At 71.7% G+C, this 14395-nt stretch carries 12 protein-coding genes; 11 read left to right on the top strand and 1 reads right to left on the bottom strand.

Annotated elements, in window-relative coordinates; genetic code table 11:
* The first annotated feature begins 452 nt into the window (after nucleotides 1–452).
* The 10 genes from BKA05_RS04070 to BKA05_RS04115 all read left to right on the top strand — a co-directional run bounded on the left by BKA05_RS04070 (nucleotide 453) and on the right by BKA05_RS04115 (nucleotide 11600).
* Nucleotides 453–1532, top strand: coding sequence for an acyltransferase family protein (locus BKA05_RS04070; RefSeq protein WP_179530293.1), 1080 nt, complete (start codon nucleotides 453–455; stop codon nucleotides 1530–1532).
* Nucleotides 1533–1552: 20 nt separating this feature from the next.
* Nucleotides 1553–2497, top strand: coding sequence for a DUF808 family protein (locus BKA05_RS04075; RefSeq protein ID WP_179530294.1), 945 nt, complete (start codon nucleotides 1553–1555; stop codon nucleotides 2495–2497).
* A 164-nt stretch (nucleotides 2498–2661) separates the two neighbouring features.
* A complete protein-coding gene (gene ahcY, locus BKA05_RS04080) occupies nucleotides 2662–4113 on the top strand; it encodes an adenosylhomocysteinase (RefSeq protein ID WP_179530295.1) in 1452 nt (483 codons plus the stop codon).
* A gap of 70 nt (nucleotides 4114–4183) precedes the next feature.
* Entirely contained in the window at nucleotides 4184–4906 is a 723-nt protein-coding gene (gene mtrA, locus BKA05_RS04085) for an MtrAB system response regulator MtrA (RefSeq protein WP_425489685.1), read from the top strand.
* An 11-nt stretch (nucleotides 4907–4917) separates the two neighbouring features.
* Nucleotides 4918–6516, top strand: a complete 1599-nt coding sequence (gene mtrB, locus BKA05_RS04090) for an MtrAB system histidine kinase MtrB (protein ID WP_343045512.1) — start codon at nucleotides 4918–4920, stop codon at nucleotides 6514–6516.
* Complete coding sequence (locus tag BKA05_RS04095) at nucleotides 6513–8291, top strand: LpqB family beta-propeller domain-containing protein (RefSeq protein WP_179530296.1); 1779 nt, start codon at nucleotides 6513–6515, stop codon at nucleotides 8289–8291. The genes mtrB and BKA05_RS04095 overlap by 4 nt, the downstream gene beginning before the upstream one ends.
* Nucleotides 8292–8387: 96 nt before the next feature.
* Complete coding sequence (locus BKA05_RS04100; RefSeq protein ID WP_343045513.1) at nucleotides 8388–9146, top strand: ComF family protein; 759 nt, start codon at nucleotides 8388–8390, stop codon at nucleotides 9144–9146.
* A 384-nt stretch (nucleotides 9147–9530) separates the two neighbouring features.
* A complete protein-coding gene (gene hpf / locus BKA05_RS04105; RefSeq protein WP_179530297.1) occupies nucleotides 9531–10178 on the top strand; it encodes a ribosome hibernation-promoting factor, HPF/YfiA family in 648 nt (215 codons plus the stop codon).
* An 82-nt stretch (nucleotides 10179–10260) separates the two neighbouring features.
* Complete coding sequence (locus BKA05_RS04110; protein WP_298759964.1) at nucleotides 10261–10935, top strand: response regulator; 675 nt, start codon at nucleotides 10261–10263, stop codon at nucleotides 10933–10935.
* Between the two features lie 329 nt (nucleotides 10936–11264).
* Entirely contained in the window at nucleotides 11265–11600 is a 336-nt protein-coding gene (locus tag BKA05_RS04115; protein ID WP_179530299.1) for a hypothetical protein, read from the top strand.
* A gap of 45 nt (nucleotides 11601–11645) precedes the next feature.
* Here the strand turns inward: BKA05_RS04115 and BKA05_RS04120 are convergent, their stop codons facing one another.
* Nucleotides 11646–12917 carry an HNH endonuclease signature motif containing protein gene (locus BKA05_RS04120; protein ID WP_179530300.1) on the bottom strand — a complete coding sequence of 424 codons (1272 nt, stop codon included), beginning with the start codon at nucleotides 12915–12917 and terminating at the stop codon, nucleotides 11646–11648.
* Nucleotides 12918–13057: 140 nt separating this feature from the next.
* Between BKA05_RS04120 and BKA05_RS04125 the strand changes: the two genes are divergently transcribed.
* Nucleotides 13058–14350 (top strand): winged helix-turn-helix domain-containing protein, encoded by a 1293-nt coding sequence (locus BKA05_RS04125; RefSeq protein WP_343045514.1) that lies wholly within the window; start codon nucleotides 13058–13060, stop codon nucleotides 14348–14350.
* The last annotated feature ends 45 nt before the right edge of the window (nucleotides 14351–14395 follow it).

Below are 14395 nucleotides of genomic sequence, written 5' to 3' on the forward strand. Positions count from 1 at the left end.
CGAATGGAATGGTCGTGAGGGCCCCGAAGTGAATCTGTGGAGGACGATCCAGCCGCAACCCAAGCGAGCACCCCAGCGATGCCGGACCGTTCGGGCGGACCGTCACCAGGTACCGAAATCAATGCCCACCGCAAGCACGGCTTCGATAAATGAAGGACCTGCTGCAGCGCGAACGTCCAGGCGCCCACCCGCGGCGACCACGGACCACCCCCGTGGACAGGAGGGCGTGGCGTGAAAGGGGGTCACGACAGACCCTCCAGTCGCCCGTGAATGAGGTTGCTGTCGGCGTACGGGGTCTCAAGGCTTCGTCGCTGGCGCTCCTCGCACCTCGACCAGCGGAGGCGAAGGCGCTGGCGCTCCTCGCACCTGGACCGGCGGACGGGCCTGAGGAGTCCCTGAGAGGGGCACGCGTCACGTTTCGCGGCGGGTGAGGGGCGGGAAGAAGGAAACCCATGGCCTCTTCTCGGGACCCGTGGTTCGACAACGCCAAGATGGCGCTGGTGACCCTCGTCGTGGTGGGACACGCGTGGGTGCTGCTGCCGGACTCGGCGACCAACGACCACCTCTACGACTTCCTCTACGCCTGGCACATGCCGGCGTTCGTGTTCCTGACCGGCTACCTCTCCCAGCGCTGGACCTACACCCGTGCCCGGATGTGGCAGCTGGTGCGCACGGTGGCGGTGCCGTACGTGCTCTTCGAGGCCGTGATCGCGATGTTCCGCATCCACGTGGGCGGCGAGGAGCTGGAGAACCTCTGGCGCGACCCGCACTGGCCGATGTGGTACCTCTCCGCGCTGTTCTTCTGGCGGCTGCTGACCCCGGTGTTCAAGAACATGTGGGGCGGGGTCGGGCTCGCCGTGGTCATCTCGCTGGTCGCCGGTCTGTACGCCGGTGACACGCTCGACGTGGCGCGAGTGCTGGGTCTGCTGCCGTTCTTCGTCCTCGGCCTCAAGGCCACCCCGGAGCGACTCGAGCTGCTGCGCAGTCGCGCGGCCCAGGTGGCAGCGGCCGGCACCCTCGTGGGCATCTGGTTCCTGACCTCACGCACCGACGACTGGGCGGGCACGGAGTGGCTCTACTACCGCGCCCGCTACGAGGAGCTCGACGTGAGCGACGGGCAGGCGTTCCTGACCCGCGCGGCGCTGCTGGTGCTGGGCACCCTGGGCACCTGGGCCTTCCTGGCGCTGGTGCCGCGGGTGCGCGGCTGGTTCACCCAGATGGGCGCCTACACGCTGGTGGTCTACCTCTTCCACGGCTTCGTGGTGAAGGGGCTCGGCTACGCCGGGTACGGCGAGCTGTTCGGCGACCGGGTGCTGCTCGGCCTGGCCGTCACCACGCTCGGGTCGGTCGTGGTGGCGCTGATGCTGGCCAGCCCGCCGGTGGCGCGGGTGCTGCAGCACGCCGTCGACCCGCTCGGCTGGGGCGAGCGCCGGGTCAAGGACGCGATGGAGGTCTCCGAGGCCACCAAGCAGGCCGACGAGCTCGCCGCCCGGATCGAGAACCACGTGCGGCGGGAGACCGTGCGCACCTGAGCGACCACTAGTCTCTCCCCGTGGCCGGTGGACTCTTCGCACTGCTCGACGACATCGCGGCGCTCGCCAAGCTGGCGGCCGCCTCCATCGACGACGTCAGCGCCGCTGCCGGGCGCGCGAGCGCCAAGGCCGCCGGCGTGGTGGTCGACGACACCGCGGTCACCCCGCAGTACGTCCAGGGCGTGGCGGCCGAGCGCGAGCTGCCGATCATCAAGAAGATCGCGGTCGGCTCGATCCGCAACAAGCTGCTGCTGATCCTGCCGGTGGCGCTGCTGCTCAGCGAGCTGCTGCCCAGCCTGCTCAAGATCATCTTGATGTGCGGTGGCGCCTACCTCTGCTACGAGGGCGCGGAGAAGATCTGGGAGAAGTTCGGGCCGGGGCACCACGGGGACGAGGCGATCGAGAAGGTCGCCGCCGGCACCCCCGCGGAGACCGAGAAGAACCTCATCTCGGGGGCGATCCGCACCGACCTGATCCTCTCGGCCGAGATCATGGTGATCTCCCTGGACGAGGTGGCCGGCGAGAGCTTCTGGTCGCGCGCGGCGATCATGGTGGTCGTCGCGGTCTTCATCACCGCGGTCGTCTACGGCGTGGTGGCGTTGATCGTGAAGATGGACGACGTCGGCCTCTCCCTGGCCCAGCGCTCCAGCGCGCTCGCGCAGCGGGTCGGGCGCGGGCTCGTGCACGCCATGCCGCGGGTGCTGGAGGTCATCGGCGCCGTGGGCACGGCCGCGATGTTGTGGGTCGGGGGGCACATCGTGCTCGTCGGCTCCCACGACCTGGGCTGGCACCCGCCGTACGACGCCGTGCACCACCTCGAGGAGGCCGTGCACGACGCCACGGGTGCTCTCGGGTCGGTCCTGGGCTGGCTGACGAACACCGGCTGCTCGGCGGTCCTGGGGCTGGCCATCGGCGCCGTGCTGGTGCTGGTCATGCACCTGGTGCCGCGCCGCGGCGCGCACTGACCCTTCGGCCGGCCCCGGCTGGGCGCTCCAGCCCACCACCCTCCGGGATTCCCGGTCGTCGCGTCGGTCCGCCTACGCTGGACGGCGGACTGCGTGGGAGATCCCGACGGTGCGCAGATGCGCGACGCAGGCCTGGCTCCAACCCCCTGCGAGGAGACACCCTGATGGACTTCAAGGTCGCCGACCTGTCCCTGGCCGACTACGGCCGCACCGAGATCGAGCTCGCCGAGCACGAGATGCCCGGCCTGATGGCCATGCGTGAGCGCTACGGCGCGGAGAAGCCGCTGGCCGGCGCCCGCATCGCGGGCTCCCTGCACATGACCACCCAGACCGCGGTCCTCATCGAGACGCTGACCGCCCTGGGTGCCGAGGTCCGCTGGGCCTCCTGCAACATCTTCTCCACCCAGGACCACGCGGCCGCGGCCGTCGCGGTCGGCCCCGAGGGCACCGTCGACGCGCCTGCGGGCGTGCCGGTCTTCGCCTGGAAGGGCGAGACCCTGGAGGAGTACTGGTGGTGCACCCAGCAGATCCTCGACTGGGGTACCGACGCCGAGGGCAACCAGCGCTTCGCGAACATGATCCTCGACGACGGCGGTGACGCCACCCTGCTGGTCCACCTCGGTGTCGAGGCGGAGAAGAAGGGCGAGGCGCCGGACCCGGCCACCGCCACCAGCACCGAGCAGCGGATCATCTTCGAGGTGCTGCAGAGCAGCCTCGCCGCGAGCAAGGACCGCTGGACCAACGTCGCCCGCGAGATCATCGGCGTCACCGAGGAGACCACCACCGGTGTGCTCCGCCTCTACGACATGATGCGCGAGGGCTCGCTGCTCTTCCCGGCCATCAACGTCAACGACTCGGTCACCAAGTCGAAGTTCGACAACAAGTACGGCTGCCGCCACAGCCTCGTCGACGGCATCAACCGCGCCACCGACGTCCTCATGGGCGGCAAGGTCACGGTCGTCTGCGGCTACGGCGACGTCGGCAAGGGCTGTGCGGAGTCGCTGCGCGGCCAGGGCGCCCGCGTCATCGTCACCGAGATCGACCCGATCTGCGCGCTGCAGGCCGCGATGGACGGCTACCAGGTGTCGACCCTCGACGACGTCATCGAGACCGCCGACATCGTCATCACCGCCACCGGCAACAAGGACGTCGTCAGCGTCGACCAGATGCGCCGGATGAAGAAGAACGCCATCCTCGGCAACATCGGCCACTTCGACAACGAGATCGACATGGCCGGCCTGGAGACCTACCCCGGCGTGGTCCGCAAGAACGTCAAGCCGCAGGTCGACCTGTGGACGTTCCCCGAGGGCGAGGGCAACGCGATCATCGTGCTGTCCGAGGGTCGCCTGATGAACCTCGGCAACGCCACCGGCCACCCGTCGTTCGTCATGTCGAACTCCTTCACCAACCAGGTGCTGGCGCAGATCGAGGTCTTCACCAAGCCGCAGGACTACCCCGTCGGCGTCTACGTGCTGCCCAAGCACCTCGACGAGGAGGTCGCCCGCCTGCACCTCGACGCCCTCGGCGTGCGGCTGACGACCCTGACCGACGACCAGGCCAAGTACCTCGGTGTCTCGGTCGAGGGCCCGTTCAAGTCCGACGAGTACCGCTACTGATCGATCGCGCACGGCGGCCCCGCGGTGTCGGGGCCGCCGTTCGCACGCCCGCCAGGGGGGAGGGTGCAAGATGGTGACCATGAGTGAGGCCGCGCCGCAGGACGACTACGCGACCAAGGGTCGGGTCCTCGTCGTCGACGACGACGCCTCGTTGGCCGAGATGCTCACCATCGTGCTGCGCCAGGAGGGCTTCGACTCGCGCATGTGCCTGCGCGGCGACGAGGCAGTCGAGGCGTTCCGCGACTACCGCCCCGACGTCGTCCTGCTCGACCTGATGCTGCCGGGTCGCGACGGCATCGACGTGTGCAAGGAGATCCGCGCCGAGTCCGGCGTCCCGATCGTCATGCTCACCGCCAAGGGCGACACCGTCGACGTCGTGGTCGGCCTGGAGTCCGGCGCTGACGACTACGTCGTCAAGCCGTTCAAGCCCAAGGAGCTCGTGGCCCGCATCCGGGCGCGCGTACGCCGCTTCGATGCGACCGCGCAGGCCGAGACCCTCACCATCGGCGACGTCCACATCGACGTCGCCGGTCACCAGGTCACCCGCGGCGGTCGCCCGGTGAGCCTGACGCCCCTGGAGTTCGACCTCCTCGTCTGCCTGGCCCGCAAGCCCTGGCAGGTCTTCAGCCGCGAGGTGCTGCTCGAGCAGGTCTGGGGCTACCGGCACGCCGCGGACACCCGCCTGGTCAACGTGCACGTCCAGCGGCTGCGCTCCAAGGTCGAGCACGACCCGGAGAACCCCGAGATCGTGGTGACCGTGCGAGGCGTCGGCTACAAGGCCGGCACCGCCTGAGCGGGCGACGGGTGGCCGCGCTCACCTTCTGGCGCCGCTCCATCCAGGCACGGGTGGTGGCCAGCACCCTCGTGCTGTCCTTCGTGGTGGTCAGCGTCGTCGGCTGGTTCCTGCTGCGGCAGACCCGCGACGGACTGCTCGACGACCGTGTCGACGCGGTGGTGGCCGAGGCGCTCGACGAGACCGAGGACGCCCGCACCCGGCTCGCGTCGGCGACGCTCAGCGACGTCGACGCCGCTGAGCAGCAGCGGGCGCTGGTCGACCCGATCATCCAGCGCGGCCTGACCCGCGACTTCGCCGTCGTGCTGGCCGGGCCGGCCGGCCCCAGCGGCGTGGCAGCCGACCCGGGCGGCGGCGGCGCGACGTACACCTTCGGCCTGGACCGCACCTCGGTGCCGGGCTCGCTCGTCGACCACTTCTCCTCGGTCGCCACGCCGTCGTGGACCTACACCACGATCCGGCGGCTGGCCCCGGGCGGTGAGTCGGTGCTCTCCGAGCCGGGGATCGCCGTCGGATCGCAGGTGACGCTGCCGGCCGACGGTCGCACCTACACCCTCTACCTGCTCTTCCCGACCTCCGAGGACGAGGAGACCCTCGCCCTGGTCACGCGCGCCCTGCTCACCGCGGGCGTGTTGCTGCTCCTGCTGGTCGCCGGGGTGACCTGGCTGGTGGCCCAGCAGGTCGTCACGCCGATCCGGATGGCCCGTCGGGTCGCCGAGCGGCTGGCGGCGGGGCAGCTCCAGGAGCGGCTGGAGGTCTCCGGCGAGGACGACCTGGCCAGGCTGGCGACCTCGTTCAACCAGATGGCCTCCAACCTCCAGCGCCAGATCCGCCAGCTGGAGGAGCTGAGCCGGGTCCAGCGCCGCTTCGTCTCCGACGTCTCCCACGAGCTGCGCACCCCGCTGACCACGGTGCGGATGGCCGGCGACGTCCTCCACGACGCGAAGGGCTCCTTCGACCCGGTCACCGCACGGGCCGCGGAACTGCTGCAGACCGAGCTCGACCGCTTCGAGACGCTGCTGGCGGACCTGCTGGAGATCAGCCGCTTCGACGCCGGCGCGGCCCAGCTCGAGGTCGACGACGTCAACCTCGTCGACGTCGCCCACCGCGTCGTCGACAGCACCCGGCCGCTGGCCGACCAGCGCGGCGTGCGGCTGGTGGTCCGGGCCCCCGACCGTCCCTGCCTGGCCGAGGCCGACGTACGCCGGGTGGAGCGTGTCCTGCGCAACCTGGTCAGCAACGCGATCGACCACGCCGGTCCCCGTCGGCCGGGCGCGACGCCGACGGTGGTGGTCCGGGTGGCCGGTGACGACCACGCCGCCGCCGTCGCCGTGCGCGACCACGGGGTCGGCCTGGCGCCGGGGGAGTCGGCGATGGTGTTCAACCGGTTCTGGCGCGCCGACCCGGCGCGGGCGCGCACGTCGGGCGGCACCGGCCTGGGGCTGTCGATCTCCCTGGAGGACGCCCACCTGCACGGCGGCTGGCTGCAGGCCTGGGGTCGTCCCTCGGAGGGGGCCCAGTTCCGGCTGACGCTGCCGCGTCGCAACGGCGACCCGCTGCGACGCAGCCCGATCCCGTTGATCCCCGACGACGTCGTGGAGTCGGTGTGAGGCGCCGGGTCGCCGCCGGCGTGGTCGCGGCCGCCTGCCTGAGTGCGCTGTCGGGCTGCGTGTCGCTGCCGGAGACCGGGCCGGTGGTGGAGGTGGAGGAGTCGCGCGGCTCGTCGACCGACACGGGCGGAGCGGCGGCGATCGACGCCCGGCCCCCGCAGGAGGGCCAGTCGGCCGCCGAGGTGGTCAAGGGGTTCCTCGACGCCATGCAGGCCTGGCCGACCGAGCTGGCCACGGCCAAGCAGTTCCTGGCCTCCGAGATCCGCTCCACCTGGTCGCCCGCCGGCACGATCGTCTACGAGGACGCCCTGCCGCCCTCCGGCGGTGCCGCGCGCGTCGAGGTGCGCCTCGGGGGCGCGAGCCGGCTGGACGCGCGCGGAGCCTGGCAGGGGGAGCTCGCCGCGGAGGACAGCATCCTGGGCTTCCGGTTGGTCACCGAGGACGGTGAGTACCGCATCGCCGACCTGCCGGCCGCGCTGGTCGTGCCGGAGACCTGGTTCGAGCAGCGCTACCGTCGCGTCGCGCTCTACTTCCCCGACCCCTCGGGCTCGGTGCTGGTCCCCGAGCCGGTCTTCGTCGGTGACGACCCGACCTTCGCCTCCTCCCTGGTCTCCGGCCTGCTGCGCGGGCCCGGACGCGGCCTGCAGGGGGTCCTGAGCACCCAGCTCCCCTCGGACCTGCGCGTGGACCTCTCGGTCCCGGTGACCGACGGCCTGGCGGCCATCAGCCTCACCGGCGAGGCCAGCGCGTTCTCCCCGGCCGACACCGACCTGCTCTTCGCCCAGCTGGCCTGGACCCTGCGCCAGGACCCCGACGTCGACGCCTTCACCCTCGAGATCGACGGGCGTCCCGTGCGCACCGCCGGTGGGGAGACCCGCATCCCGGTGGCGGTGGGCGACCGCCTGGACCCGGTCGGCTTCCAGACCGACTCGCTGCTGCACGGGCTGCGCGACGGCCTGCTGGTCTCCGGCACCCCGGGCTCCCTGGACCCCGTGGGCGGCGTGATGGGACGCGTCGACCTCGGTGTCCGCTCGGTGGCCGTGGACCTCCTGGGCACGCGGGTCGTTGCGGTCTCCGAGGCCGGCGGCACCGTGCTGCTCGCCCCGCTCACCGACGGCGAGGGCGACGCGCTCCTCGAGGACCCGTCCGCCGACCCCGGCCTGGCCGACGTCAGCACCGCCGCGGTCGGCACCGACCTGCTGCCCCCGGCCTGGGACGTCCACGACCGGCTGTGGCTCCTGGACCGGACCTCCTCCGGTGCGGTCGTCAGCTGGGTGCAGGGCGATCGCAGCGGGGTGCTGGAGGTGCCCGGCATCACCGGGGCCGAGGTCCGCGACTTCCTAGTCTCGCGCGACGGCACCCGCCTGGTGGCCGTGGTGCGCGGCCCGCGCTCGGACACGGTGCGGGTGGCCCGGATCCGCAGCGACGGGCGCGAGCAGGTCGTGGGTGCGTCGCGGTCGCGCGCACTGCGGCTCGACGACGATCCTAGCCGGCGCATCCGCGACGTGGCGTGGACCTCGACGACCACGTTGGCGGTCCTCAACCGGCTGACCGACGTGTCGGCCAAGGTGGTCACCGTCGGCGTCGACGGCTCGCCGGGCGGCCTGGGCGGCATCATCACGACCCTCTCCGGTGCCACCGCCCTGGTGGGCTCGCCGGCCGCCGGCACCCGCGTCTACGCCGTCACCGACACCGGGCTCGCGGACCTCAACGCCACCGTGCGCGGGCCCCGGGTCCTCGACGAGGGCCTCACCTTCGTGACGTACGCCGGCTGACCCGCCGACCCTCCACACGACCGTCGGCCGGCGCGGCTGTCCACCGGCCACCGGCGACCGGCCCGGCGCCGTGCTGTGGCGCGGTGGACTGGCGCGGTGGACCCCACCTCCCTGCTCGACGGCGCCCGGGACCTGCTGCTCGGCGGCCGGTGCGCCGCCTGCGAGCGACCCGGGGGAGTGCTGTGCGGCTCCTGCCGCGACCGGCTCATGGTCGAGGCGCCGCTCGCGCGGCGAGCCACCCGGCCCCAGCCCTGCCCGCCGGGGCTGCTGCCGGTGTGGTCCTGCGGTGGCTACACCGGGTCGCTGCGCGCCCTGCTGCTGGCGCACAAGGAGCACGGACGCCACCAGCTGACCCGACCGTTGGGGGCGCTGCTCGCCGAGAGCGTCACCGGCTTGGTCGGCTCCGCCACGGCTCCGGTCGGGGTCCCCGTCGGGGCCCCGGTGGTGCTGGTGCCCGTGCCGTCGCGCCCCGCCGCGGTCCGGGCCCGGGGGCGGGACGCCACGCGCGCCCTGGTCCGCGCAGCGGCCCGTGCGCTCGGCGAGGCCGGCGTGCCGGCCACGTGCGCCCCGCTGCTGGCCACCCGGTCGGGGGTGGCGGACCAGGCGGGGCTCGACGTCGACGCGCGCGCCGCCAACCTGCGGGGGGCCTTCCGGGTGCGGGCCGGGCCGCTGGGACGGCTGGCCAGCGGCGTACCCGCTGTCGCCGGGGTGGTGGTCTGCGACGACGTCGTGACCACCGGGGCCACGCTCCTGGAGGCGCAGCGCGCCCTGCTGGCGGTCGGCGTGCCGGTCCTCGGCAGCGCGACCGTGGCGGCCACCGCCCGGCGGGTCGCCGGGGGAGGACGGCGCACCTGAGGCTTTGCCAAGAGGGGTCCTCGTTCCCTTCCGTGCACCTGCTGTTGGGCCTATCGTCTCGACATGGAGTCCGTCCGGGTCCGTGGTTGCGTCGTCAGGGCGCCCCGGTCAGTCCGGACGCCCTCACGGCAAGCCGATGCCAGTCGCAGGCGAAACGGTCCACGTAACCGCCTCCGGGCGGGATCACGGTGCGGCTTAGACGTAAGTCCTGCCTCGACCAGGTCACCAGATGTGACCGAAGTCGGGAGAAGGCCAGTAGTGGCAGAGAAGCTGCGAACGCTTCAGCAGGCGATTGTGGGGACGAAGACCAGGTCGGCCGGACGGACTCCTCCTGCCACACACCCACGGCGCACCACCGACGGTGCGCGCTGAGGAGGGATTGCCATGGACGTTGTCGTGACCGGTCGTCACTGCGAGATCAAGGAGGGCTTCCGTGCTCATGTCGCGGAGAAGCTGACCAAGCTCGAGAAGCACGATCACCACATCATGCGGGTCCACGTCGAGGTCGACTGCGAGCCGAACCCACGTCAGCACGACCGTGCCGTCCACGTGGAGCTGACCGCCTTCTCCAAGGGCCCGGTGATCCGGGCCGAGGCGGCCGCCGACGACAAGATGGGCGCCCTGGACCTCGCGCTGGACAAGATGGCCTCGCAGATGCGCAAGGCGGCCGACCGCAAGCGCGTCCACCGCGGCGGCAAGCGCCCGATGTCCGTGGGTCAGGCCACCGCCGGCCTGCCGTTGCCCGGTGAGGGCCCCGGCGGGCTCGTCGTCGAGGACGAGAAGCCCAGTGGTGAGCACAGCGAGGACCGCTACGTCGGCCCGATCGCGGTGACCGGTGACGGGCCCCTGGTGGTGCGCGAGAAGACCCACCCTGCCTCGCCCATGACCCTCGACCAGGCCCTCTACGAGATGGAGCTGGTCGGTCACGACTTCTTCCTCTACGTCGACAAGGAGAGCGAGCGCCCGGCCGTGGTCTACCGCCGTCGCGGCTACGACTACGGGGTCATCTCGCTGGACCTCGGCGGGGAGTGACCAGCGCGGGCTAGGCCCGCGCACCGCCTGATGACACGTTCGGGTCCCCCACGGGGGGCCCGAACGTGCCATGATGCGGCGCGTGTCCCAGAGCCAGAGCGACGAGTCCGTCCGAGTCCTCGTCGTCGACGACCAGGAGCTGTTCCGCCGAGGTCTGACGATGCTGCTCTCCGTCGAGGAGGGCATCGACGTCGTCGGTGAGGCCGGCGACGGCATCGAGGGCACCGAGCTCGCGGCCTCCGCGGCCCCTGACGTGGTCCTGCTCGACGTGCGGATGCCCAAGCGCACCGGCATCGAGGCGTGCAAGGCGATCAAGGAGGCCGTGCCCTCGGCCAAGATCATCATGCTCACCGTCTCCGACGAGGAGGCCGACCTCTACGAGGCGGTCAAGAGCGGCGCCGCCGGCTACCTGCTCAAGGACTCCTCCATCGAGGAGGTCGCCCAGGCCGTCCGCGTCGTCGCCGACGGCCAGTCGCTGATCAGCCCCTCGATGGCGGTCAAGCTCATCGACGAGTTCAAGCAGATGAGCAAGCCCGAGCGCGAGCACATGCCCGGCCTGCGACTCACCGAGCGCGAGCTCGAGGTGCTGCGCCTGGTCGCCACGGGCAAGAACAACCGCGAGATCGCTAAGGACCTCTTCATCTCCGAGAACACCGTGAAGAACCACGTGCGCAACATCTTGGAGAAGCTGCAGCTGCACTCGCGCATGGAGGCGGTCATGTACGCCGTCAAGGAGAAGCTGCTCGATCTTCCGTGATGGCGAAGCCATCTCAGAAGATCATCGGTGGTCGAGCGAGCGGCACGGCTGAGCCTGCGAAGCCGTGACCCGCGTGTCGAGACCCGGTGGCGCGGTCGCCGACGGCGACAACCGTCGGTGCGGCGCCCGCAGCGGCGCGGAGTGCGGCGGTCTAGCGAGCGCGCTCGCCGCATCTCAGGACGTCGCCTGTGCGGGGTCGAAGCCCCGAGAACCCGCATGTGGAGTCCTCTCGACACGCTATGCGTGACGCCTGCACTCCACATGCGTCTGTCAGGCGAAGGGCACACGGTGCGGCATGAAGGGGGCACCGGAGCACTAGTGTGGACAAGGTGGATGAAGTCGGACTGCCCGCTCTTCAAGCCTTCGTGTTCAGCGATCAGGACCTCGCGTGGGTCTGCGCCGAGGTGCTAACCGTGGTGATCCACGGAGAGGCTCTGGTGGAGACCCTGAATTTCGATGAGGTCGATGTCACCGTCGACCGGCCTCGCGACTCGGTGACCTTCGAAGGCGTCCTGTCTACGGACGACGACACGGTGACACTGCGGATTGCGCGTTTCGTAGACCTCGCAGGCTCCATCGCTGAACCCTGGACCGGCGCAGACCTCGCGAACTGGCACGAGAAGCGACGCCGACGGGTTTGGCCGATGCCGCCCGTAGGTGAATGAGCATCCGCACATCGAGAGAAGCGGATCTTCGAGGGGCCCAGCGACTCAGCATCTGAGGGTGAACTCGATCTGGTGGTCGGGCAGGACGCGTGTGTCGTAGCGGGGGTCGTGGGCGGTGCGGTGGTGGGTGGGGCACAGCAGCCGGCCGTTGGTCAGGTCGGTGGTGCCGCCGGTGGCCCAGGGTTGGTCGTGGTGGGCGTGGCAGAACCATGCCGCGATGCGGCAGCCGACCGCGGTGCAGCCGCGGTCACGGGTGGCGAGGGCGATGCGTTGGGCGCGGGTGAACAGCCGCTTCCTGCGGCCTTGGTCGAGGACCTCGCGTCTGCCACCGAGGACGACGGGGATGATGCCGGCCTCGCAGGCCAGGCGGCGGGCGGTGTGGGCGGCGATCCGGTCACCGGTGTCCAGGGTGGCGGCCGCCAGCCCACCGGTCAGGGTCTCGAGGGTCATGGTGACCACCACGGTCGCGCCGGTCGACATTTCCGGGACCTGGGAGCCGTCGAGACGTTCCAACAGCTCGCAGAGGGCGGCACCGAGCTCGACGGCGGAGGCGGCCTTGACCGGCTCCGGCCGCTCACCCTCCACCTGCTCGCGCGTCGCGGCAGGACTGGACGTCAGGGCGGGTTTGTCGTGGACGACCAGGGCCAGCAGCTGCTTGCGCAGCATCCCGGCGTGCAGCTCGGGGACGGTGAAGCGGCCGTGGACGCTGCCCTGCCCGTCGGGGGTCATGGTCAGCATCGTCTTCCGCGCGGCTGCGCGTTCCTCCGCCTCGAGTCGCGCGGCCTCGTGGGCGTCAGCGACGGCGGGGGCTACGACGTCGAGGACCCGGTCACCCAGCACGCGCAGGTCGCAGGCGTCGTGGTGCGCAGCGAGGTCGACCAGCCGCTGCTCGGCAGCAGCCCGCACAGTGACGGGGATGTCGGCGGGCAGGGCGTCGAGGGCGCGGGCGATGACCTCGGCCTGCTCGGTGTTCACCCGCCCGGCGGCGTACCCCTCCCGCAGCCGCTGATAGGTCTCCAACGCCGTCGCGAGGTGCACCGCACGCCGGGACGTCCTGACGGTGGTGCGGGTGGCTCGGGCCAGCCAGGTCGCGGTGGTGGCGGCGCCGGTGGCCTCCTCGACCCGTACCTGCGAGGCATGGGCCAGGACGCGGTGCTTGAGCTCACCCAGACGTGCCTCGGCCGCAGCGATCTCCACCAACGAGGCCGCAGTTGCCGCCTGGTCGAGACCCAGCAGGGAGACCTCGTCGAGGTCGGTCAGCGCACCGGCGATGACCGCGACACCGCGGTCCATCTGGTGCTGCCCGAGCCCTTCCATGAGCTGACTCAACCAGGCAGCACCGACATTCCGAGACGCCCAGACTCCTTCTCCAGCAGGGCCCGGGGCATCGTGACCGGACCGTGACCAACGGGTGCGTGAACGCCGAGGTGTCGGTCCGGCGTGGTTGAGTTCGGCCCGTGTCGACGACCCAGGGACAGACCCAGACGCTGAGCCGCTCCCAGGCCCGCCGGGTCGCGCTGGCCGCCCAGGGCTTCCTCGACAAGCCGCACGCCGAGCCGACGATGCGGACCTTCGACCGCACCCTGGCGCGCACCGGGGTGCTGCAGGTCGACTCGGTCAACGTGCTCCAGCGGGCGCACTACATGCCGCTCTACTCCCGGATGGGCCCCTACGACGCCGACCCGCGCACCGGCCTGTTGGCGCGGGCCGCTGAGAAGCGCCCTCGGCGGGTGGTGGAGTACTGGGCGCACGTCCAGGCGTTCATGCCCGTCGACCTGTGGCCGCTCATGCAGCACCGGATGGACTTCTACCGCGCCGCCCGAGGCAAGTGGTGGAAGGACGTCGAGGACTCGATGATCGAGCGGGTCCGGGTCGCCGTGGCGGCGCAGCCCGGGCCGGTCACGGCGCGTGAGCTCGAGCAGGTCATCGGCTCAGGCGGGGCGCGCTCGAAGGAGCACTGGGGCTGGAACTGGTCCGAGGCACGCAAGACCCTCGACTACCTCTACCAGATCGGCGAGCTGGCCATCTCCGGTCGCACCTCGCAGTTCGAGGTCCGCTACGACCTGCCCGAGCGGGTCCTGCCCGCCCACGTCCTCGACCTCCCGGTGCCCGACCCGCAGGACGCCGTCACCGAGCTCGTACGCCGGGCCGCCCGCTCCCACGGGGTCGCCACGGCCTCCTGCCTGGCCGACTACTACCGCCTGCGCCAGCAGCACGACCCCAAGCGCCCCGAGCTGCCCAGCACCGCGGTCGCGATCGAGCGGCTCGTCGAGGCCGGCGAGCTCGAGCCGGTCCGGGTCGAGGGGTGGCGGCGCCAGGCCTACCTCCACCGCGACGCCCGGCTGCCGCGACGGGTGGGCGCCCGCACGCTGCTGAGCCCCTTCGACCCGGTGGTGTGGGAGCGCGAGCGCACCGAGCAGCTCTTCGACTTCCACTACCGCATCGAGATCTACACGCCGCCGGAGAAGCGGGTGCACGGCTACTACGTGCTGCCCTTCCTGCTGGGGGAGGAGATCGTCGCGCGCGTCGACCTCAAGGCCGACCGGGCCACCGGCGACGGGGGCCTGCTCCGGGTCGCGGCCGCCTGGGCCGAGCCGGGTGCTCCGGGGTCGACAGCCGCCGAGCTGGCCGCCGAGCTGTGGCGCCTGGCCGGCTGGCTGGGGCTGGCGGGGATCACGGTCGCCCCCCGCGGCGACCTGGCTCCGGAGCTGGCCGCGGCCGTGCCCACATCCGGGTCGGCAGTCGGTTAGGGATGGTTCACCCTGCTGGGTAGAGTGAGCGCGGCCCGGGGCACC

Source organism: Nocardioides marinus (assembly GCF_013408145.1).
In the GTDB taxonomy this organism is placed as follows: Bacteria; Actinomycetota; Actinomycetes; order Propionibacteriales; family Nocardioidaceae; genus Nocardioides; species Nocardioides marinus.